This window comes from Streptomyces sp. NPDC008079, from assembly GCF_042957385.1.
Classification (GTDB): domain Bacteria; phylum Actinomycetota; class Actinomycetes; order Streptomycetales; family Streptomycetaceae; genus Actinacidiphila.
Map to the genome: position 1 here is coordinate 584,933 of NZ_JBIBIC010000001.1, position 21,025 is coordinate 605,957.

General features: G+C 70.8%; 19 protein-coding genes and 1 pseudogene. 7 read left to right on the forward strand and 13 right to left on the reverse strand.

All coding sequences use genetic code 11. The annotated features are described in order from the left end of the window. Positions 1-44: 44 nt before the first annotated feature. Positions 45-1,124, reverse strand: a complete 1,080-nt coding sequence (locus tag ACFZAM_RS02430; protein ID WP_391042102.1) for an ABC transporter substrate-binding protein — start codon at positions 1,122-1,124, stop codon at positions 45-47. Between the two features lie 208 nt (positions 1,125-1,332). After that, a complete protein-coding gene (locus tag ACFZAM_RS02435; protein ID WP_391043499.1) occupies positions 1,333-2,193 on the reverse strand; it encodes an ABC transporter permease subunit in 861 nt (286 codons plus the stop codon). Positions 2,194-2,585: 392 nt separating this feature from the next. Between ACFZAM_RS02435 and ACFZAM_RS02440 the strand changes: the two are divergent. Continuing rightward, a pseudogene (locus ACFZAM_RS02440) lies at positions 2,586-2,735 on the forward strand (LLM class flavin-dependent oxidoreductase); the annotation flags it as partial. Between the two features lie 46 nt (positions 2,736-2,781). Here the strand turns inward: ACFZAM_RS02440 and ACFZAM_RS02445 are convergent. From ACFZAM_RS02445 to ACFZAM_RS02455, 3 genes are all read right to left on the reverse strand, one after another. After that, positions 2,782-3,183, reverse strand: coding sequence for a PIN domain-containing protein (locus ACFZAM_RS02445; RefSeq protein ID WP_355336611.1), 402 nt, complete (start codon positions 3,181-3,183; stop codon positions 2,782-2,784). Beyond that, positions 3,180-3,428 (reverse strand): hypothetical protein, encoded by a 249-nt coding sequence (locus ACFZAM_RS02450; protein WP_355336610.1) that lies wholly within the window; start codon positions 3,426-3,428, stop codon positions 3,180-3,182. The genes ACFZAM_RS02445 and ACFZAM_RS02450 overlap by 4 nt, the downstream gene beginning before the upstream one ends. Before the next feature lie 177 nt (positions 3,429-3,605). Then, complete coding sequence (locus ACFZAM_RS02455) at positions 3,606-4,562, reverse strand: hypothetical protein (protein ID WP_391042105.1); 957 nt, start codon at positions 4,560-4,562, stop codon at positions 3,606-3,608. Positions 4,563-5,050: 488 nt separating this feature from the next. Here ACFZAM_RS02455 and ACFZAM_RS02460 point away from each other — a divergent pair, with 488 nt between their 5' ends. Next, positions 5,051-5,947, forward strand: coding sequence for an LLM class flavin-dependent oxidoreductase (locus tag ACFZAM_RS02460; protein ID WP_391042107.1), 897 nt, complete (start codon positions 5,051-5,053; stop codon positions 5,945-5,947). A 16-nt stretch (positions 5,948-5,963) separates the two neighbouring features. Here the strand turns inward: ACFZAM_RS02460 and ACFZAM_RS02465 are convergent, their stop codons facing one another. The 4 genes from ACFZAM_RS02465 to ACFZAM_RS02480 form a co-directional block, all read right to left on the reverse strand. Continuing rightward, positions 5,964-6,914: a MerR family transcriptional regulator gene (locus ACFZAM_RS02465; RefSeq protein WP_391042109.1), complete on the reverse strand. Its 951-nt coding sequence runs from the start codon at positions 6,912-6,914 to the stop codon at positions 5,964-5,966. A gap of 28 nt (positions 6,915-6,942) precedes the next feature. Next, positions 6,943-7,836 (reverse strand): metal-dependent hydrolase, encoded by an 894-nt coding sequence (locus ACFZAM_RS02470; RefSeq protein WP_391042111.1) that lies wholly within the window; start codon positions 7,834-7,836, stop codon positions 6,943-6,945. A gap of 90 nt (positions 7,837-7,926) precedes the next feature. Beyond that, positions 7,927-9,843 (reverse strand): SDR family oxidoreductase, encoded by a 1,917-nt coding sequence (locus ACFZAM_RS02475; protein WP_391042113.1) that lies wholly within the window; start codon positions 9,841-9,843, stop codon positions 7,927-7,929. Beyond that, positions 9,840-10,772, reverse strand: coding sequence for a M24 family metallopeptidase (locus tag ACFZAM_RS02480; protein WP_391043501.1), 933 nt, complete (start codon positions 10,770-10,772; stop codon positions 9,840-9,842). The genes ACFZAM_RS02475 and ACFZAM_RS02480 overlap by 4 nt, the downstream gene beginning before the upstream one ends. A gap of 322 nt (positions 10,773-11,094) precedes the next feature. Between ACFZAM_RS02480 and ACFZAM_RS02485 the strand changes: the two genes are divergently transcribed. The 5 genes from ACFZAM_RS02485 to ACFZAM_RS02505 all read left to right on the forward strand — a co-directional run bounded on the left by ACFZAM_RS02485 (position 11,095) and on the right by ACFZAM_RS02505 (position 15,682). Further along, a complete protein-coding gene (locus ACFZAM_RS02485; RefSeq protein WP_391043502.1) occupies positions 11,095-12,159 on the forward strand; it encodes an ATP-binding cassette domain-containing protein in 1,065 nt (354 codons plus the stop codon). A gap of 4 nt (positions 12,160-12,163) precedes the next feature. Next, positions 12,164-13,087 (forward strand): ABC-2 transporter permease, encoded by a 924-nt coding sequence (locus ACFZAM_RS02490; RefSeq protein ID WP_355336761.1) that lies wholly within the window; start codon positions 12,164-12,166, stop codon positions 13,085-13,087. Then, on the forward strand, positions 13,084-14,001 hold the full coding sequence (locus tag ACFZAM_RS02495) for an ATP-binding cassette domain-containing protein (protein ID WP_391042114.1): 918 nt from the start codon (positions 13,084-13,086) through the stop codon (positions 13,999-14,001). Before ACFZAM_RS02490 ends, ACFZAM_RS02495 begins: the two co-directional genes overlap by 4 nt. An 82-nt stretch (positions 14,002-14,083) precedes the next feature. Next, positions 14,084-14,803, forward strand: a complete 720-nt coding sequence (locus ACFZAM_RS02500) for an ABC transporter permease subunit (RefSeq protein ID WP_355336760.1) — start codon at positions 14,084-14,086, stop codon at positions 14,801-14,803. Between the two features lie 198 nt (positions 14,804-15,001). Further along, positions 15,002-15,682, forward strand: coding sequence for a rhomboid-like protein (locus ACFZAM_RS02505; protein ID WP_355336601.1), 681 nt, complete (start codon positions 15,002-15,004; stop codon positions 15,680-15,682). Between the two features lie 99 nt (positions 15,683-15,781). Here ACFZAM_RS02505 and ACFZAM_RS02510 read toward each other — a convergent pair whose 3' ends face one another. From ACFZAM_RS02510 to efeB, 4 genes are all read right to left on the reverse strand, one after another. After that, positions 15,782-16,567 carry an HAD-IIB family hydrolase gene (locus ACFZAM_RS02510; protein WP_391043506.1) on the reverse strand — a complete coding sequence of 262 codons (786 nt, stop codon included), beginning with the start codon at positions 16,565-16,567 and terminating at the stop codon, positions 15,782-15,784. Positions 16,568-16,743: 176 nt separating this feature from the next. Beyond that, the gene (serS, locus tag ACFZAM_RS02515; RefSeq protein WP_355336600.1) at positions 16,744-18,030 is read right to left on the reverse strand and encodes a serine--tRNA ligase; all 1,287 of its coding nucleotides are present in this window, start codon (positions 18,028-18,030) and stop codon (positions 16,744-16,746) included. Positions 18,031-18,688: 658 nt separating this feature from the next. After that, positions 18,689-19,618: a prephenate dehydratase gene (gene pheA, locus ACFZAM_RS02520; protein ID WP_355336599.1), complete on the reverse strand. Its 930-nt coding sequence runs from the start codon at positions 19,616-19,618 to the stop codon at positions 18,689-18,691. Between the two features lie 79 nt (positions 19,619-19,697). Continuing rightward, positions 19,698-21,017: an iron uptake transporter deferrochelatase/peroxidase subunit gene (gene efeB, locus ACFZAM_RS02525; protein ID WP_391043509.1), complete on the reverse strand. Its 1,320-nt coding sequence runs from the start codon at positions 21,015-21,017 to the stop codon at positions 19,698-19,700. Between the last annotated feature and the right edge of the window lie 8 nt (positions 21,018-21,025).

Below are 21,025 nucleotides of genomic sequence, written 5' to 3' on the forward strand. Positions count from 1 at the left end.
CGGTGGTCTTGTCGGCCGTCCGGCCAACGGTCCCGCTCGCCGTCTCACTTGAGGACATCGGGCAGCCCCTTCAGATACAGCGCCTTGCCGACGACGTCCTCGGACGGCGCGGCGTCGATCTGCTTCTGGTCGGCCAGGAACCGGGCGGTGCCGGTGAGATACGTCGCGAGCTTGCCCGGCTGCCCCTCCGTACCCAGCCACGCGGCGGAGGCGACCTCGTCGGGGGTGAGGAACACGCCCTGCGCGAGCTGCTTCCTGGCGTCGTCCGCGCTGATGTCCAGCTCGGCGGAGACGGCCTTGACCGTGCCCTCGGGGTCGGACTTGAGCAGCCCGAGCGCCTGCGCCTGCGCCTTGCGCCACACGTCGATCGCGTGCGGGTCCTTGGCGATCAGCGCGTCCGAGACCACGGCCAGGTCCAGCGTCGGCTTGCCGCCCGCGCTGATCTCCTTGCTGCTGATCAACTGCGTTCCGGTCTTGCGCAGTTCGTCCAGGGTCGGCAGCCACACATACGCGGCGTCGATGTCCCCCCGCTGCCACGCGGCGAGGATCGCCTGCGGCTGGAGGTCGACGAGCTTGACGTCCGACGCCTTGAGGCCCGCCGCGTCCAGCGCCGCCAGCAGGCTGTAGTGCGAGGTGGAGGCGAACGGCGTCGCGACCGTCTTCCCCTTGAGACCGGCCACATCGGATATGCCGGTGCTCTTGCGGGCCACCAACGCCTCGTTCTCGCCCGCGACATCGAGGATGAACGCGGCCTTGTACGGGATCGGCGAGGAGCCGGAGATCCCGCGCGCGAAGGGGCTGGAGCCGAGGGCGCCGATGTCGAGGGACTTGCCCAGGAACGCCTGGTTGACGCTGGCGCCCGAGTCGAACTTGATCCAGGTGATCTTGTAGTCCGGCAGCGCCTTCTCCAGCAGCTTGTGGTTCTTCACGAGCAAGTCGCCGCTGGGGAAGGCGAAGTAGCCGATGCGCAGCCGCTTGGAACCGCCGGACGAGCTGCCGCCGTCCGAGCCGCAGGCGGTGAGGGCGACGGAGGCCGCGGCGGCCAGCGCACCGCCGAGCAGCAGGCGGCGCGAGGGTCCTTGGGCGGCGGTGCCGACGGGAACTCGGTGCTTCCAGGCAGACATGGGGAGCCGTTTCTGTGCGAGGAGGGGACGGGCGGGGCGAAGGGCGTACGGGGTACCGGTTGTGGGCTGCGGGCTGCGGGCTGCGGGCTGCGGGTTGCGGGTCGCGGGTCGCGGGTTGCGGGTTACGGGGGTCCGGAGCCGCGGGCTGCTCGCTGCGGGCTGCGAGGGACCGGGCCACGGACGGGGGGGGCGGGCGGTCGGCCGGGAACTAGGAACGGCCGCGCCACGGCACGACGCTGCGCTCCAGCCACAGCAGCAGACCGTCGATGACGAGTCCCGAGACGCCGATGGTGAAGATGCCGACGAGCACCACCGGCGTGTTGTTGTAGTTGGCGGCGTCCTTGACCATGCCGCCGATGCCGGGCAGCCCGTTGACCAGCTCGGCGGCGACGAGGGAGGAGTACGTGACCCCGACCGCCAGCCGGACGCCGGTGAGGATCTCCGGCAGCGCCGACGGGGCGATGACGTCCCGCATGACGTCCCACCGCGACCCGCCGAGCGCGTGGGCCGCTTCGACAAGGCCGCGCGGCGCGGCGGCGACGGCCGCGGTGGTCGACACCGCCACGGGCGGGAAGGCGGCGATGGCCAGCAGGGTGATCTTCGGTTCCTCGTTGATGCCCAGCCAGATGATCAGCAGGGAGAAGTACGCCAGCGGCGGCAGCGTCCGCAGGAAGGTGATCCAGGGCTCGAACAGCGAGCGCACCCAGCCGACCGTGCCCATGAGCAGGCCGAACAGCACTCCGAGGGCGATGCCGATACCGCCGCCGATCGCGATGCGGCGCAGGCTGATGGCCAAGTGGTCGATGAGAGTGGTGCCGTTGTAGCCCCGCACCCCGTCGTGCGTCGTGGACACGTCGATGAACGCGTCCCACACCTTGGCGGGGGGCGGCACCAGCGTCTCGCTCCACTTCCCGCTCGCCGCCAGCAGTTGCCACAGCACGAGGAAGAGCAGGAGCGAGCCGAGCGGCAGCGCGAGACGGCGTACGCGCGCCCAGACGCCCTTCGCGCGAGGACGGCCGCGCCCCGGCGGATCGGCCGGATCGGTCGGCTCGGTCGGCTCGTCGGATATCGCGGCGGGACCGGCTTCTGGCAGGCGTGAGGTGGCGGACAACGGACTGCCTCCATGGGGGTGCCAGGGCAGGCGCGGTCGACGTCAAGCGACAGCGGCGACTGTCCCCGAGCGAGAGCAGAAGGGGAAAAGGGCAGAGCCGAACGCCCCACGACGGGGTGGGCTCAACGAAGTTCGGGAAAGGGGCCGCGCCGGGTCGAGGACCGAACGGCGGGCGGCGTCAGAGACGCGTGATCAGCGACAACACGAAACCGGGCGTCGGCACAGGTCGATGACCAGGCGTCGCACCAAAAGATCGTGATTCATGGGTCATATTTGTACAGCAGACCCGTCCCCGCACCAAGAGTCCGTCCACCCTCTGGTACAAACCCCTCCGCCCCCGCCCCCCTGACGCGCCCGGCCTCGGGTTCGGGACCGCCTATACGTATGACCATCTGTCCTGGCGGAGCTTCCGGGACAAGCCGTGGTACGGCGCGGTGCCGACCCTGACCGCCGCCGCCGCGGTCACCGCCCGGATGCGCCTGGGCACCCTGGTGACGTCGGCCAAGCCGCCTTCATGCATCACGAGCTGACCTGCGGAAACGACGGTCAGAGGCTGATGAGCCTGACGTGCTCACCGCAGAGCCGGGTCATGTCGTCGACGTCGGAGGTGAGAATGGCGACCGGGCCGGTCTGCCGTAGGGCCGTTTCCGCGACGGTCGCGTCGATCGCGTATTTGTGCCCGTGAAGCCCGGCGGCCTTGAGCAGCTTCGCCGCCGCCTTGGCCGTCTGCTCGGTGACCGGCTCCACCTTGACCCTGGACAGGGCCCACTGCAGGCGGGGCATGTTCACGCGCGAGTGACTGACCTCCACGATGGTGTTCGCACTGATGACCAGATCCGCGCCCATCTCGTGGAACACCTTGAACAGGGTCAGGATCTTCCGGTCCTGGGCGATCCATGCGGACAGCCCTTCACTGTCCAGAACGACAGTCTCGATGTGCTGGTTCACGCGGCGCTCGCGCCACCCGCGGACTCCGCCGCGCCGAAAATCCGTTCGCGGGCCTCCATCACTTCTTCTTCACTGAAGGCCCCGTGCTCTTCTTCGTGGTTGCGCAGATCCGCGCCGAGCAGCTGATGCCGGATCTGTCGGGCCACTGCCTCGGCGACGTAACCGGAGACGTTGTCAGTGAGCTTCTTCAGCTCTGTCACCTGTTCAGTGGGCAGAGTCACGGTGATGCGCGTCGTATCAGCCATGGTCCGAGCATACTACGGTATGCGCATGGTGGGGCTCTGCGACAGCGTCCGTCCGCCGACGCGGTCAGGCCGTCTGCTTGTCAATGGATTCGCGCTCCACCGCCAGATAGGTGTCCGGCGTGGCGGCCTCGAGGTAGCCATTTGCGTCCGGGAGTACGAGTCGGGGTGACACGTCCGTCAGTTGCAGCCACGACGTTTCCTCCCATCGGCGAAGCCACGGCGCGCCGCTTGACCGAGCCTGCTCCGCTCCCGGTTGCGTGCCATGGTCAGGTATTCGGAGCGATCGCGTACTCGTCGCTCGTAGAGACTGTCGCTCAGAGCGATCTCACTGCGCCCCGGCCGGAGGCCCTCGATCGTGCGGAGTTCGGGAAATTTCTCCTGGGTGCGGCGGACCAAGGCCCGTTCTTCCTCGGCGATTGCGCGGCAGGCACCGTACAGTCGTCGCGACAGACCGAGCATGAGATCCGAGCCGGGAAGCCTCGCGATCAACATGTCCACGCCTTCGTGCCTGCGAATGCCCGCTTCGGTCATGGCGTCGGGTCCGAGTTGCCGCCGAAGCTCCGCGGTCCCGCTGTCGCGCTCCAGCAGTCGTACGAGCCCAGCTGCCGCCGTACTTCGTCGACCGCTTCCCGCTCCGACCGGAGCCAGCCGCAGCGCGGCGCGGGGTAGAGAGCTGAGTGCGAGGTAAGTGAGCAGTCTGGACCTGGCCAGGTCGAGCAACACGTCGTCATCCCTCCGCAAGGCCTCCTCATCGGCCTCGTCCACGCTGCTCGATGGCACGGCGGCTGCGGCTGCGGCTGCGGCATCGGCCCGGAGATCTTTTTCGATGTCGATCATCATGAAGAGCCGGCGCTCAAGGCTGGTTCCGCACAGGATCTTGCGGTACGGACTCGGCAGTACCGCCTCAACGGCCAACTGCCGCGCGCCCTTCTTTCGTGCGCTCACCGGGAGGCGACGGCCGCCCTTCGCCTCCACCAGCCAGAGTTCCGACGTCACCGGATGCGCTCCAAAGAGATCCGGGAGACTCTTCCGTTTCTTCCACTCCTCGGTGGCCCCCGGTGGCACAGCACTCTCCGCGTGAGTCGTCGGCCCCAGACCCATGAGACCGCGGCAGGCCCATTCGGCCATCGTCATGCCGATGTGGTAACCGAACGCCGAACGCGTTGAGTCTTCGGTTCCGTGCGTATAGACAACGCTGGGTACGATCTCCTGCCCGGAACCCTGACCCGGAGAACCGATGGTCCGCTGGCGGATCAAGTAGGCCGCTAGAGGATGCCTTCGAGAGGTGATCTCGTGACGCGCCAGGTGTGGCACGGCGGTCAGCCACGGGGCGATGTCCCTGCCCACTGTCGTGGCGGCGTCCAGGAGATCCCTCCAGGTCGTACGGACGAGATAGGCGCCGTCGAGTGCAATCCCTCCAGGGGTGGGCCAGGCACTGTGTACATGGCTGACTTGAACGGGATTGGGGCGAGGAGCCGGGGCCAGCGGTGAACTGTGCCGTACGAACAACGGAACGTCGAAACTGTCCGCGATCTGGATTTTCGAGTCGGCGGCTCCAGCGGGGGGTTCCATGCCGTCAACCCTGCCAGCTCGCGGACACAGTTCGACATAGGGTCGCTCATATGCGTCTGAGTGTTGTGATTCTGCCGATCTATCGTTGGGCCGCCGAGGGGCGGGAGGTGTGGCGGCGGGCCGAGGACCTGGGGTTCGGGACCGCCTATACGTATGACCATCTGTCCTGGCGGAGCTTCCGGGACAAGCCGTGGTACGGCGCGGTGCCGACCCTGACCGCCGCCGCCGCGGTCACCGGCCGGATGCGCCTGGGCACCCTGGTGACGTCGCCGAATTTCCGGCACCCGGTCACGCTCGCCAAGGACTTGATGACGCTCGACGACGTGAGCGAGGGGCGGGTGACGCTGGGGATTGGCGCCGGGGGGAGCGGGTTCGACGCGACGGCGCTGGGGCAGGAGCCGTGGTCGCCGCGGGAGCGGGCGGATCGGTTCGGGGAGTTCGTACGGCTGCTGGACCGGCTGTTGACGAACGGCCAGGTGTCGTACGAGGGGGAGTTCTACTCGGCGCACGAGGCGCGGACGATTCCGGGGTGTGTGCAGCGGCCGAGGATTCCGTTCGCGTTGGCGGCGACGGGACCGCGGGGGATGCGGCTGGCCGCGCGGTACGGGCAGGCGTGGGTGACGACGGGGGACCCGGCGCTGTACGAGACGGGGACGCCGGAGGAGTCGCTGGCGGCGGTACGCGGGCAGGTGGAACGGCTGGGCGCGGCGTGCGCGCAGGCCGGGCGGGACGTGCTGAAAGTGCCGAAGGTGATGCTCACCGGCTTCACGCCTGACCAGGGGCGCCCGCTGGAGTCAGTGGACGCCTTCGTGGACTTCGCGGGCCGCCACGCGGAGGCCGGGATCGACGAGATGGTCATCCACTGGCCCATCCCCGACAGCGACTTCGACACCGACCCCGCCGCCTTCGAGCGGATCGCCCTGGAGGCCCCCGCCCAACTGGCCTGATCCGCGCGCCGGGTGGTCAGTGCGTCGGGTCGGCGGGGCGCCGGTCGGTCAGGGCGTCCATGCGGCGGGCCGCGATCTCCCGGTCGGCGGCGGCCGTCACGAACTCCTGTACGTGGTCGGGCCCGACCAGCTCCCGGACCGCGGCGACCGTGGGCGCCGGGAGGGGCACCGGGACGTGCGAGGGCGGCTCGGCGGCCGGGCGCGGCGGCGGCGCGGGGAGCACGGCGTCGCCGAGGTGACGGCGTACGTGCTCGGTGGCGAGCATCCGCATGGCGCGTGCCAGCTCCGCGTCCACGGTCTGCTGGGCCAGCGGGCGCAGCCGCCGGACCAGGGCCGCCGCCTCCTCGGCCTCCTCGTCGGTCGGCGGGTGGCGCAGGAACCGCTCGAAGACGTACTCCGTGGTGAACTCCAGGAACCGCTCCGAGATGTGCTCGACCTGGACCCGCAGCTCCCGCAGATGGCCGGTGATCGCGGGCAGCGGCACACCGGCGGCGTGCAGCTCCGCGGCGACCGCCAGCTCCTGGGGGCTCGGTACGAGGAATTCCTCGTCGCTGCCCGGCACCGGCTCCAGGATGCCCAGTTGCAGGCCCTCCTCGACGGCCGTCAGATCCGCCGTCCCGCCGAACGCCTCGATCAGCTCGGCCAGGCTGATGCGCGCGGGCGTCTCGTCCGACCACGGCCGGTCCACCTCACCGACCAGGCCGAGCACTCCGCCGAGGCCGGTGCCCGCGTCCCACGCCGCCAGCAGCTCCTTGATGCTGGCCAGCGTGTAGCCGCGTTCCAGGAGATCGGCGATCTGCCGCAGCCGGGCCAGATGCGTGTCGTCGTACACATTGGCCCGGCCGCGGCGCTCCGGCTTCGGGAGCAGCCCGCGATCGGTGTAGGCGCGGATCGTACGGACCGTCGTCCCGCTCAGATGGGACAGGTCCTCGATCCGGTACGCGCGCTGCTCGGCGGCGGTGGTCACGCCCACACTCCTCCGTACTCCTCGGTGGTCAGGAGGCCGCGGTGCGGCCCGCCGGTCTTTCGCTGGCCCTGGCCGCGGGGGACATGGCCAGATACTCGACGGCCTTGCTCAGCGACCCCTCCTGTGACGGATGGTACGACCGGCGCAGGTACCTGGGCATCGCCCCGTTGAGCGCGGCCCAGGACGGCAGCAGGCCGCGGCGGGCGGCGGCGCGGTGGTTCCTGAACAGGTACTTGCCCTTGACCAGCCCCGGGTCGTGCCGCATCAGGTAGCGGGCCCCGACCACCCACAGATAGAACAGCGTCGGCCACGCGAACGCCATGCCCTCCGCGCGCCGCAGATACCGCCCCGCGCCGCCCCCGCCGACGTGCTGGTACATGTCGAACGCGACCGCCCGGTGCTCGACCTCCTCCGCGCCGTGCCAGCGCAGCAGGTCCAGCATCACCTCGTCGGTGTCCACCTCGTCCAGCGCGTCGGCGTCCAGGATCCAGTCGCCGAGGACGGCGGTGAAGTGCTCGATCGCCGCGATCAGCGACAGCCGGAACCGCAGCCACTCGCGCCGGGTGACCGGCGCGCCCCATGGCGGCTTCTCGCCGAGCAGCACGTCGAACATCCACTCCACGTGCTTGGTGTAGCCGCTGGTGTCGAGATTCTGCTCGGCCAGGTGCTCCAGCACATACGCGTGCTGCACGCTGTGGGTGGCCTCCTGGCCCATGAACCCCTTGACGTCCTTGAGCAGTTGCTCGTCGCTGACGTAGGGGAGCGCCTCCTTGAACACCTTCACGAACCACCGCTCCCCCGCGGGCAGCAGCAGATGCAGCACATTGATGACGTGCGTCGCGGTCGGCTCGCCCGGAATCCAGTGCAGAGGGGTCTGCTTCCAGTCGAACGTGACCCGGCGCGGCTTGATCGCGTAACTCATGGCGGTGCGTCCTCCTTCGGAGAAGATCGGCGGTGTCGGCGTGGGGATCGGTGCTGCCGGCCCGGTGCCGGTGGTGAGCCGGCGGCGGGCCTACAGCGGCGGGTCCACGCGGGCCAGCGCCCGCAGCGTCTTGGGGGAGAGCCGGGACAGCAGCCGCGCCCCGCGGGCCTCCGGCGTGACCGGGACGACCGCGGAGTCGCGCTCCACCGCCCGGACGATCGCGCGGGCGACCTTCTCCGGCGGGTAGTTGCGCAGCCCGTAGAGCCGGGCGGACCGCGCCCTGCGCCGCTCCTGCTCCTCCTCGCCGACCCCCGCGAACCGCGCGCTGCGGGTGATGGGCGTGTTGACCAGCCCCGGGCAGATCGCGCTCACCCCGATGCCGTGCGGCGCCAACTCAGCCCGCAGGCACTCGCTGAGCATCAGCACCGCCGCCTTCGACGTGCTGTACGCGGGCAGGGAGCGGGACGGCTGGAAGGCGGCGGCCGACGCGGTGTTGACGATGTGACCGCCCTGGCCGCGCTCCACCATCTGCCGGCCGAATAGGCGGCAGCCGTGGATGACGCCCCACAGATTGACGTCGAGCACCTGCTTCCAGTCCTCGGGGGTGGTGTCGAGGAAGGCGCCCGCCAGACCGATCCCCGCGTTGTTCACCACCACGTCGGGGACGCCGTGGAGGCCGGCCGTGCGCTCGGCCAGTTCCTCCATCGCCTCGGCGTCCGACACGTCGACGGTCTCGGGCCACGCGTCGGGCGCGCCGATCAGCCGGGCCAACTCGGCGGTTCTGGCGGCGCCTTCCGCGTCCCGGTCCACCGCGACGATCCGGGCACCCGCCTCCGCGAAGGCGAAGGCGGTGGCCCGGCCGATGCCGCTGGCCGCGCCGGTGACCAGCACCAGTTGGCCGCCGAACCGCTCCTTGGCGCCGGTCTCCGCCTTCCCGAGCACCGTCCCGCCCGCCCCGGTGACGGTCGAGGTCGCGGCCGGGACGGCGGGGCCGCCGTACTCGTGCGCCGTGACGAACTCGCCGATCCAGCGCGACAGTTGCTCGGGCCGGGAGCGCGGCACCCAGTGCTTGGCGGCCACGGTGCGCCGGGTCAGCCGGGGCACCCACTGCTCCAGGTCGTCGTAGAGCCGCTGCGACAAGAAGGCGTCGCCGGTCGGCGTGATGAGCTGCACGGGGACGTGGGCGTACGCGTCGGTGCGCGGACTGCCCAGCCTGCGGCGGACGTTGTCCCGGTACAGCCAGGCGCCGTGCGCCGCGTCCTCGGGGAGCGAGGCGGTCGGGTAGCCGTCGGACGGCAGCTTCTCGGCGCGGGAGAGCAGCTTGGGCCACTGCTTGCCGAGCGCTCCGCGCCAGGCCAGCTCCGGCAGCACCGGGGTGTGCAGCGCGTACACGTACCAGGACTTGGCCCCCTGGCCGAGCACTTGGGCGACCCGGCGCGGGGTGGGGCGGCGCACCCGGCGCTTGATCCAGTGGCCGAAGTGGTCGAGCGACGGGCCCGAGATCGAGGTGAAGGAGGAGATCCGGCCCTCGGTCCCGCCGACCGTGACGAATTCCCAGCCCTGCACCGAACCCCAGTCGTGCCCGACCAGGTGCACCGGGCGGTCCGGGCTGACCGCGTCCGCCACCGCCAGGAAGTCCTCGGTGAGCTTCTCCAGCGTGAAGCCGCCCTTGAGCCGCGCCGGGGCGCTCGACCTGCCGTGCCCGCGCACGTCGTAGAGCACCACGTGGAAGCGGTCGGCGAGCAGCCCGGCCACCTCCGACCACACCTCTTTGCTGTCCGGGTAGCCATGCACCAGCACCACCGTCGGCAGCGCCGCGTCCCCGTACTCGGCGACGCACAGCCGTACGCCGCCGCCCCCGGTCACGAACCGCTCCCGCGCCGCCGCGTCGGCCGCCCCGTCCCGCACCTCCCCGTCCCGTACCGCTTCGCCCGGGCTCTCGCCGCCCTCGCCCGGACCCGCGCCCTCGTCCCGGTCGTCCCGCTCTTCCCACTGGTCCCGCGTCATGCCGCCACCCCCGTCCCCGTCCCCGAACTCGATTCCGTGCCCGTCCCCATCCGTGACCTCGACATCGATCCCGTCCTCGTGTCCGCGTCCGTCTCCCGCCAGCGCCTGACGTGCGGGAGGTCGTCGTCCAGCCAGTAGGCGCCGGTCTCCGTGACCACGAGGATCTCCTCGAACTTCGCGCCGGTGCCGCGGAATCCCACATGTGGCTCCACCGCCCACAGACCGGGGTATGGGGGGTGGTCGGACATGCGGTGCGGACTCCACAGCGGTGACCAGCCCTCGCGGTGTCCGTGCAGCGCGTCGGAGGCCAGGCCCTTCAGGCTCCGCGTGCCGAATCCGGCGATCCGCGGCGACCAGCGGCGCTCGCGCACCCGGTCGACCTTGTGGGCGATCACGCCGAAGGGATACGCGCGATGCCGGTTGGCGTACCCCTGCCTGACCATCAGCCGGTCGACGTCCTGGTAGACGGTGCGCAGCGGGCGCCGCTCGCGCACCCCGCGCAGGATCAGCTCGCGGTGCTCGCGCAGATCCGCCATCAGCCGTTCCTGCACCGGATTGGGGCCGAGCGAACCGGAGTAGCCGACGTCGGCGGTACAGCCCGCGTATACAGGGGCCAGGTCGAGGATGAACGGCATGCCGGGTTCGAGCCGCCGCCCGGTCGGGAAGAACTGGAGCGGCACCTTGAAGCCGGTGAAGGCCGTACGGTCGCCGAACCAGGCGAAGGGCAGATGGAACCAGTCGCGGACCCCGCGCTCCCGCGCCCACACCCGCATCGCGTGCGCCGCGTCCCGCTCGGTCATCCCCGGCCGCAGCTCCGCCGCGACCGCCTCCGCGCACGCGTACGCCAGCCGCTGCACCTCACGGAACCCGTCGAGCCCGTCGACCTCACCGCGCCCGTCGAGTCCGTTGAGCCGATCGTGTCCACCGATCCCACCGAGCCCGTCGATCCCGTCGTGTCCACCGACCCCGTCGCGTCGACCGCGCACGTCACACCCGTCGCGCCCGCCGTCCCACCCCTCGCCCATGGCCGCTCACCCCAGACCCCGCGCCGACATTCGAAAGCTGACAGCAATCAATGTGACATCGGCTCGTGGCAAGGTCAAGAGCCCCGCGACCCCCTGTGGATAACTCCCCGAAACCCCCCGACCCCTACGGGTGGTCAGCCCGCAGGAGTACCCCGATCGCGGCGGATCCGATCCTCGGGACGGACGCGGGACTGTCTCGCCCGCCACTACGGTCGGACACGTGACTGTGATCGCTACCGAAAGCCTGAGCAAGCGGTACCCGAGGGTGACCGCTCTTGACCGGCTGACCGTCGACATCACCCCCGGTGTGACCGGGCTGGTGGGTGCCAATGGCGCCGGGAAATCGACCCTGATCAAGATCCTGCTGGGACTGTCCCCGGCGACCGAGGGTCGTGCCGCCGTGCTCGGACTCGACGTGGCCACCAACGGCGCCGAGATCCGCGGCCTCGTCGGCTACATGCCCGAGCACGACTGCCTGCCGCCCGACGTCTCGGCGACCGAATTCGTCGTCCACATGGCCCGGATGTCGGGGCTGCCGCCGACCGCCGCGCGCGAGCGGACCGCCGACACGCTGCGCCACGTCGGCCTCTACGAGGAGCGGTACCGCCCGATGGGCGGCTACTCGACGGGCATGAAGCAGCGCGTCAAACTCGCGCAGGCGCTGGTCCACGACCCGCAGCTCGTCCTGCTCGACGAGCCGACCAACGGCCTCGACCCGGCGGGCCGCGACGAGATGCTGGGCCTGATCCGCCGCGTGCACACCGACTTCGGCATCTCGGTGCTGGTCACCTCGCACCTGCTCGGCGAGCTGGAGCGCACCAGCGACCACATCGTCGTCATCGACGGCGGCACACTGCTGCGCGCCTCCTCCACCAGCGACTTCACGCAGGCCACGGCGTCGCTCGCGGTCGAGGTCACCGACCGTGAGAAGGAGCTGCTGGCCGCGCTGACCGGCGCCGGGCTCACCGCCCAGACCAAGGGTCACCTGCTGCACGTCGACATAGCGGACGACGCGACGTACGACACCGTCCGCGACGCCGTCGCCGCTCTCGGGGTCGGCCTGGTGCGCATGGAGCAGCGCCGCCACCGCATCGCCGAGCTGTTCACGGACGACGAGGACCTGACGTACGACGACCCGGACGACCCCGACCGCCCGGACCCCGACCCCCCGCACGACCCCGGCGGCACGAGCACCCGGCACGACCCCGGCACCCCGCCCGGCAAGAGCACCCCGAACACCCCGGACACCGCGACCCTGACCAAGGAAGGAGAAGGCCGTGACGCAGCCTGACACGGTGACGCCCGGCACGCCGAACCCCGGCCCCCCGGGTACCGGCACCGCCCCCGACGTCATCCACAACATCGGTTACCGCAAGTACACCGGCCCGCGCCTCGGCCGCGCCTACGCCCGGCGCTCCCTCTTCAGCCAGAGCCTGCGCGGCGCGTACGGCCTCGGCCGCAGCGCGAAGTCCAAGGTGCTGCCGATGATCCTGCTCGCCGCGATGTGCGCGCCCGCGCTGATCATGGTGGCGGTCGCGATCTTCACCAACATGACGAAGCTGCCGGTCGACTACACCCGTTACGCGGTGATCCTCCAGGCGGTCATCACCCTCTTCGTCGCCTCGCAGGCCCCGCAGTCGGTCTCCCGCGACCTGCGGTTCAAGACCACGCCGCTGTACTTCTCGCGGCCCATCGAACGCGTCGACTACGTGGCCGCCAAATACGCGGCGCTCGCCACGGCGCTGTTCCTGCTGACCGCGCTGCCCCTGCTCATCCTCTACATCGGCGCGCTGCTGGCGAAGCTCAGCTTCGGCACCCAGACCGCCGGGTTCGCGAAGGGTCTGGTGTCCGTACTCCTGCTGTCGCTGCTCTTCGCGGGCATCGCGCTCGTCATCGCCGCGATCACCCCGCGCCGCGGTTTCGGCGTCGCCGCGATCATCGCGGTGTTCGTCATCACCTACGGCGCGGTCTCCAGCGTCCAGGGCGTCGCCTCCGTGCAGGAGAACTACGAGGTGATCGGGTGGCTCGGCCTCTTCTCGCCGATCACGCTGATCGACGGCTTCCAGACCTGGTTCCTCGGCGCGAGCTCGGCCTTCCCGCACGCCTCGGGACCGCCGGACGCGCTGGCCGGCATCGTCTACCTGCTGGCCGTCCTCACCATCATCACCGGCAGCTTCGGCCTCCTGATGCGCCGCTACCAGAAGGTCGGTCTCTCGTGACGACGATCAGCATCGACAACGTCTCGCGCTGGTTCGGCAACGTGGTGGCGGTCAACGACATCACCATGACGATCGGCCCCGGCGTCACCGGCCTGCTCGGCCCCAACGGCGCCGGAAAATCCACCCTCATCAACATGATGGCGGGCTTCCTGGCCCCCTCCACCGGCACCGTCACCCTCGACGGGACGCCCATCTGGCGCAATGAGCAGTCGTACCGCGAGATCGGCATCGTGCCCGAGCGCGAGGCGATGTACGACTTCCTCACCGCCCGCGAATTCGTGGTCGCCAACGCGGAGCTGCACGGCCTGCCCGACCCGGACGCCGCCGCCCGCCGGGCGCTGGCCACGGTCGAGATGGAGTACGCCCAGGACCGGCAGATCGACACGTACAGCAAGGGCATGCGGCAGCGCGCCAAGATGGCGTCCGCGCTGGTCCACGACCCGTCGGTGCTGCTGCTCGACGAGCCGTTCAACGGCATGGACCCCCGGCAGCGGCTGCACCTGATGGAGCTGCTGCGGCGGATGGGCGCCGAGGGCAGGACCGTCCTGTTCTCCTCGCACATCCTGGAGGAGGTCGAGCAGCTCGCCCACCACATCGAGGTCGTGGTGGCGGGGCGCCACGCGGCCTCCGGCGACTTCCGCAAGATCCGCCGCCTGATGACCGACCGCCCGCACCGCTATCTCGTACGGTCGAGCGACGACCGGCTGCTCGCGTCCGTGCTGATCGCGCACGCGTCCACCGCCGCGATCGAGCTGGACTGGTCGGAGAAGGCGCTGCGCGTCCAGGCCATCGACTTCGCCGGATTCACCGAATTCCTGCCCCGGATCGCCCGCGACCACGGCATCCGGCTCTTCACCGTCTCGCCGTCCGACGAGTCCCTGGAGAGCGTCTTCTCCTACCTGGTCACGGCATAAGGAGCCGACACAGATGTCCGCCACACAGACCCCCGCGCCGCCGAGCGGCAGGGCCGCGGCCCCCGCCCGCTCAGGGCCCGCCGTGTTCCACCCCACCGTGGCCCGGCTCACCTACCGCGCGCTGCTCGGCCGCCGCCGCGCCCTGCTGCTCTTCGCGCTGCCGATGCTGCTGCTGATCATCTCCGTCGCGGTCCGCGCGCTGACCGGCGCGGACGACTCCACCGCCAACGACATCCTCCAGGGCTTCGCGCTCAGCGCGATGGTCCCGCTGGTCGGCGTCATCGCCGGCACCGGCGCCATCGGCCCGGAGATCGACGACGGCGCGATCGTCTACCTGCTGGCCAAGCCGATCAGACGGTCCACGATCGTGTCCACCAAGCTCATCGTGGCGATAGGCGTGGTCGCCGCCTTCTCCGCCATCCCCACCCTGCTCGCCGGATTCATCCTCAACGGCAACGGGCAGAACGTCGCGGTCGCCTTCGGGGTCGCCGCCGCCGTCGCGTCCGTCGCCTACGCGGCGATCTTCCTGATGCTCGGCGTCCTCACCCGGCACGCGGTGATCGTCGGCCTGGTCTACGCCCTGGTCTGGGAGTCCGTCATCGGCAATGTGGTGCCGGGCGCCAGGACCCTCAGCGTCCAGCAGTGGTCGCTCGCGGTCGCGCAGAAGCTGGGCCACGGCGGCATCGTCAGCTCCGACGTCGGTCTGCCGACGGCGATCGTGCTGCTCGCGGTGGTCACCGTCGGCACCACCTGGTTCGCCGGACACAAGCTGCGCACCCTCAAGCTCGCGGGTGAGGAGTAGGGACCGGGGTACGTCACCCGCAGGGAAGGGACCGGGGCCGAGGCACCGGCAGGGAAGGGACCGGGGCCGAGGCACCGGCAGGGAAAAGACCACCCGCAGGAACGGGAACACGGTGTGACGGCGGCGCAAGCTGTGAATGCGGTGTCAATGGAAGGGAGCGAGTCGCAGCCCGGCTGTGATCGGTGAAGACTGGTCGCGATGGCCCCGGCTCACGAGTCCTCCACCGCCGCCCGCGAGCGCCGCCGCGTCACCCCGCGTGACGCGCGGCGCTTCGCCGCGCAATGGATACGTGCCTCGCCCGGCACCCACATCTGGCTGCTGATCCTGATCATCACCAGCGGCATCGTCGCCGTCGTGTCGCCGCACGTCCGCTCGTATCTGCTGCACCACGTCAGCACCAACCTGGTCCAGCTGCGGCAGCACCCGCTGCGGGTGCTGTTCGCCAGCGCCCTGTGGATAGAGACGCCCTCGGGCCTCGTCCTCTACTTCTTCCTCTTCGAGCTGATCCACGCCCCGGCCGAACGCTGGCTCGGCACCTGGCGCTGGCTGGTCGTCGTCGCGACCGCGCACATCGGCGCGACGCTCGTCAGCGAGAAGGCCGTCATGTTCGGCATCAGGGACCAGCGGCTGCCGCGCTCCCTCGCGCACACCGTGGACATCGGGGTCAGCTACGGCCTCGCGGGCATCGTCGGCGTCCTCACGTATCTGGTGCCGCGCCCCTGGCGCTGGGGATATCTCCTCGGCGTGCTGGGCTTCTTCGGCTATCCGCTGCTCGGCGACGCGACCTACACCGACCTCGGCCACTTCACGGCCGCGCTGATCGGCCTGAGCTGTTACGCGATCACGCCGCCGGGGCGCGCCCGCGAGAAGACCGCCTGAGCGCCGCGACCCAGCCGCGACCCAGCCCCCACCCCGCCCCGACACGTTTCAGCCCCGCCCCGGCCTCCTGCGCACCCCCGGCACACCCGGCCGGGCCGTTCAGAACGGCCCGAAGAGCCGTTCCAGCACCACCGCGATGCCGTCCTCATCGTTCGACAGCGTCACCTCGTCGGCGACCCGCCGCAGCTCCGGATGGGCGTTGGCCATCGCCACGCCGTACCCCGCCCAGGCGAACATCGGCAGGTCGTTGGGCATGTCACCGAAGGCGATCGTCTCGGCGGCCGTCACGCCGAGCCGCCGCGCGGCCAGCGAGAGCCCGGTCGCCTTGGTGAGGCCGAGCGGCAGCAGCTCCACGATGCCCTCGCCCGCCATCGTCACGCCCACCAGGTCACCGGCCACCTCGCGGGCGGCCCGCGCCAGACCGTCGTCCCCCAGCTCCGGGTGCTGTATGTACAGCTTGTTGATGGGCGCGGACCACAGCTCGGCCGGGTCCGACATGAGGATGACCGGCAGCTCGGGGTTGTACCGGTACCCCTCGCCGATCAGGACGTCGCCGGCCAGGCCGTCGCGGCTGGCCGCGAGGAACAGCGGGCCCACCTCGGCCTCGATCTTGGCCAGTGCGAGCCCGGCGAGCTGCCGGTCGAGGGTGACCGAGGTCAGCAGCCGGTGCGCGCCCGCGTCGTAGAGCTGCGCGCCCTGGCCGCAGACCGCCAGGCCCTCGTACCCGAGGTCGTCCAGTACGTGCCGGGTCCACGGCACCGAGCGGCCGGTGACGATGATGTGCACCGCGCCCGCCGCCACCGTCGCGGCGAGCGCGTCCCTCGTCACCCGCGAGACGGTGTTGTCGCCGCGCAGCAGCGTCCCGTCCAGGTCGGTGGCGACCATCCGGTACGGAAGCCGCGCCGCGTCGGTCGCGTCGGCGGCCGGAGCCCTGTGCGCGGCTCTGTTCGTGGCTCTGTCCGCGGCTCCGGTGACGGTTCCGGCGCCGGTCACGGCTTCGGCTCTGTCCGCGGCCCCCGCACCCGGTCCCGTACCGGCGAGGGCCCCGGCCTCCGACTCGCTCACTTGGCGCTGGACGTGACGGGCTCCAACAGCTCCCGGCCGCCCAGGTACGGCCGCAGCACTTCCGGCACCCGTACGGAACCGTCCGCGAGCTGGTGGTTCTCCAGGATCGCCACGATCGTCCGCGGCACCGCGCACAGCGTGCCGTTCAGCGTGGCCAGCGGCCGGGTGCCCTTCTCGTCACGCAGCCGGATCGACAGGCGGCGGGACTGGTACTCGGTCGTGTTCGACGTCGAGGTCAGCTCGCGGTACTTGCCCTGCGTCGGGATCCACGCCTCGCAGTCGAACTTCCGCGACGCCGAGGAGCCCAGGTCGCCCGAGGCCAGCTCGATCACCTGGAACGGCAGCTCGAGCGCGGACAGCCACTGCTTCTCCCAGGCCAGCAGCCGCTGGTGCTCGGCCTCCGCGTCCTCCGGCGTGGTGTAGACGAACATCTCCACCTTGTCGAACTGGTGGACGCGGATGATGCCGCGGGTGTCCTTGCCGTACGAGCCCGCCTCGCGCCGGTAGCAGGGCGAGAAACCGGCGTAGCGCAGCGGCAGCTTGCCCGCGTCGATGATCTCGTCCATGTGGTACGCGGCGAGCGGGACCTCGGAGGTGCCGACCAGGTACAGGTCGTCCTTCTCCAGGTAGTAGACGTCGTCCTCGACCTGGCCGAGGTAGCCGGTGCCCGCCATCGCGGACGGCTTGACCAGGGTCGGGGTCAGGACGGGCGTGAAACCGGCGGCGGTGGCCTGCGCGACGGCCGCGTTGACCAGGGCCAGTTCGAGCAGGGCGCCGACACCGGTCAGGTAGTAGAAGCGCGAGCCGGACACCTTGGCACCGCGGTCGACGTCGATGGCGCCGAGCAGTTCGCCCAGCTCCAGGTGGTCCTTGGGGGTGAAGCCCTCGGCTGCGAAGTCGCGCGGCGCGCCGTGCTGTTCGAGGACGACGAAGTCCTCCTCGCCGCCGATCGGCGCGTCCGGGTGGACGAGGTTGCCGAGCTGGAGCAGGAGCCGCTGGGCCTCTTCCGCCGCCTCGTGCTGCTCGGCGTCGGCGGCCTTGACGGCGGCCGACAGCTCGCCGGTCCGCTTGAGCAGCTCGGCCTTCTCCTCGCCCTGCGCCTTCGGGATCAGCTTGCCGAGCTGCTTCTGCTCGGCGCGCAGCTCGTCGAAGCGGGTACTGGACGACCTGCGCCGCTCGTCGGCGGAGAGGAGGGAGTCGACGAGCGCGACGTCCTCTCCACGGGCGCGCTGCGAGGCGCGCACACGGTCGGGGTCCTCACGAAGCAGACGAAGGTCAATCACGCGACCAGGTTACCGGGGAGCGGGCATCGGCCGCGACAACTTACGGACTTTATGGTGTGCTTTGTCCGCTTCGGGGGTAAAGCGAGGAAATTCCGTAAAGGGGAGAAAGGGGGGACGGTCAACCAAATTCGCCGCGTCCCTCCCCCGGGTCATCGCGCCTGTGGAGAACCGGAGTTGATCATCGCCGCCGGGGCTCCGGCGGGGCCTTCGCGGGCCTCTCGGGGGCCGTCCGGCCGAAAGTTATCCACAGGCTGCTGGGGATTTCCATTCTTTGTCCACAGGGTGTGGGGAAGATCTGTGGAGAAGGAGGGAGATCTTTCGACCGGGCTCGATGCTCGGCTATGGATTCCCCCTTCAAACCCGTTCCACACTCACTTTCGAGTGAGAAGTGTTCCCTCGGGAGAGTTGGCCGGGGGAATTGGGGTGACGAGGGGTGACCTGCCCCGCTGTGGACAGCGATGGTGTCTGTGTACAGATTTGTCGACTAGGTCGGGTTGCTGTGTCGACATGTCCCCAGTTACCCACAGGCTGCGCTCGAAGCCTGTGGATAACTTTTCCCCACGGTGGAAGAACACGCCGTGCCCGGTTCAGACCTGCCCGGTTCAGTGCCGCCCGGTTCAGGCCCGCCCGCCTCAGGGCCGCCCGTCCAGCACCCGCCTCAGGCCCGCCCGTCCAGCGCCCGGTTCAGCCAGTCCGCCGCGTCCGTGAACTCCGAGTCCGTCGTTCCCCGCGCCACCCGCACCTCGACCTCGTCGGCCCGGGGGTACGAACCGAGGAAGCGGACGTTCAGGCAGCGGCGGCGCAGCCCCATCAGCGTCTCGCCGACCCGGCGGTCCGTGAGGTGACCCTCGGCGTCCACCGAGAAGCAGTACTGACCGAGGCCGCGACCGGTCGGCCGGGACTCGATCCGCATCAGGTTCACCCCGCGGATCGCGAACTCCTGGAGGAGTTCGAGCAGCGCGCCGGGGTGGTCGTCGCGCAGCCAGAACACCGCCGACGTCTTGTCCGCGCCGGTCGGCGCCGCCAGCCGCGCCGGACGCCCGACGAGCACGAAGCGCGTCGTCGCGTTCTGCGCGTCGCGGATGTCGGTGGCCAGCGGTTCGAGACCGTACGTCGGCGCCGCGAACTCGCCCGCGAAGGCGCCGTCGAAGCGGCCCTCCTGCACCAGCCGCGCGCCGTCCGCGTTCGACGCGGCCGACTCCCACACCGCGTCGGGCAGATTGCCCGACAGCCAGTTGCGCACCTGAGACTGCGCGGCCGGGTGCCCGGTCACCGTCTTCACGTCGGACAGCGCGGTGCCCGGCCTGACCAGCAGCGCGAAGGCGATCGGCAGCAGCACCTCGCGGTAGATCATCAGCGGGTCGCCGAACGCCAGCTCGTCGAGCGTGGCGGTGATGCCGCCCTCGACGGAGTTCTCGATCGGGACCAGCGCACCGCCCGCCTCGCCGTTGCGCACCGCGTCGAGCGCCGCGGGCACCGACACCATCGGTACCAGCTCGCGCGTGGCGGCCTCGGGCAGCAGCCGCAGCGCGGCCTCGGTGAACGTGCCTTCGGGACCCAGATAGGTATAACGGCTCGCTGGCGACATGCGTTCAGCCTAATGGCCCGCACCGACCCGGATTGCCGGTCTGTTCATCAGCCCGGAACGCCGCCACCAGATCGTGCGATCACCCTTCGAGTAGCCGCTGACCCACGTATTCTCCGGGTCCGCAGCCGCCCGGCACCGCGAAGAGTCCGCTCGCCTCGTGCCGCAGGAAGCGCGACAGGCCGTCGCCGCCGTCCAGCTTGCGCTGCACCGGCACGAAACCCTTGAGCGGGTCGGCCTGCCAGGCCACGAAGAGCAGCCCGGCGTCCGGAGTCCCGTCCGTCCCGATGCCGTCGTGGTACGAGAACGCCCGCCGCAGCATGGCGGCGCCGCCGTTGGAGGCCGGGGCCGCGACCCGGACGTGCGCGTCGCCCGCGATGGCCAGGGCGCCGTCCGCGCCGACCTTCGCCAGGTCGACCGGTGTGGTCTCGGTGCCGCCCGACAGCGGCGCCCCGTCCGACTTGCGGCGCCCGATCACCTTCTCCTGCCGGGCCACCGACAGATGGTCCCAGGAGTCCAGCAGCATCCGGATGCGGCGGACGACGGCGTACGAACCGCCCGCCATCCAGGCCGGGGAGCCGGAGTCGGCCGAGCCGCCCGCCGGTACGAAGATCCGCTGATCGAAATCGGCGTCGGTCGGCTTCGGATTGTTGGTCCCGTCGATCTGGCCCATCAGATTGCGCCCGGTCATCGGGTGCGCGGTCGCGCCCGGCGTCCGGTTGAACCCGTTCATCTGCCAGCGCACCCCGGCGGTGTCCCGCGCCGCCTTCTGGAGCACGCGCAGCGCGTGGAAGGCGACCAGCGCGTCGTCCGCGCCGATCTGCACCCACAGATCGCCGTTGCTCCGCTTCGGGTCGAGGGCGTCGCCCGCGAAGTCCGGCAGCGGCGCCAGCGCCCCGGGCAACCGCCCGGTCAGCCCCGTACGGCCGAAGAAGCTCCGGCCGAAACCGAAGGTGACCGTCAGCGAGGACGGCCCGGCGTCGTACGCAATCTGATCGTCGTACGACGAGGGCAGCGCGTCCCGGCCCCCAGGCGAGGTGCCGCTCCGCGTCCCCGGCCGCGTCCCCGGCTGTGTTCCCGGTCGCGTCATCGTCCGTACCGCGTCCGACCAGCGGCGCAGCAGCGCGGCGGCGGCCTTGCGGTCCGCGCCCGGTACCAGGTCGAAGGCGACGAGGTGGCCGACGGCCTGCGCGGGCCCGACGATTCCGGCCTGCCGCGCGCCCTCGAAGGGGACGTACGCGGAACCGACCGTGTTCAGCGCGACCGGTTCGTCCCGCACGGCCCGCGCGACGCCCGCACCGGCACCGCCGCCGACGACCAGTCCGGCCGCGCCCGCGGCCCCGGCCGTACCGAGCAGCCGCCGCCTGCTGAGCCCGGCGGGGGCCGCGTCCTCGGTCCGCACGGACTCCG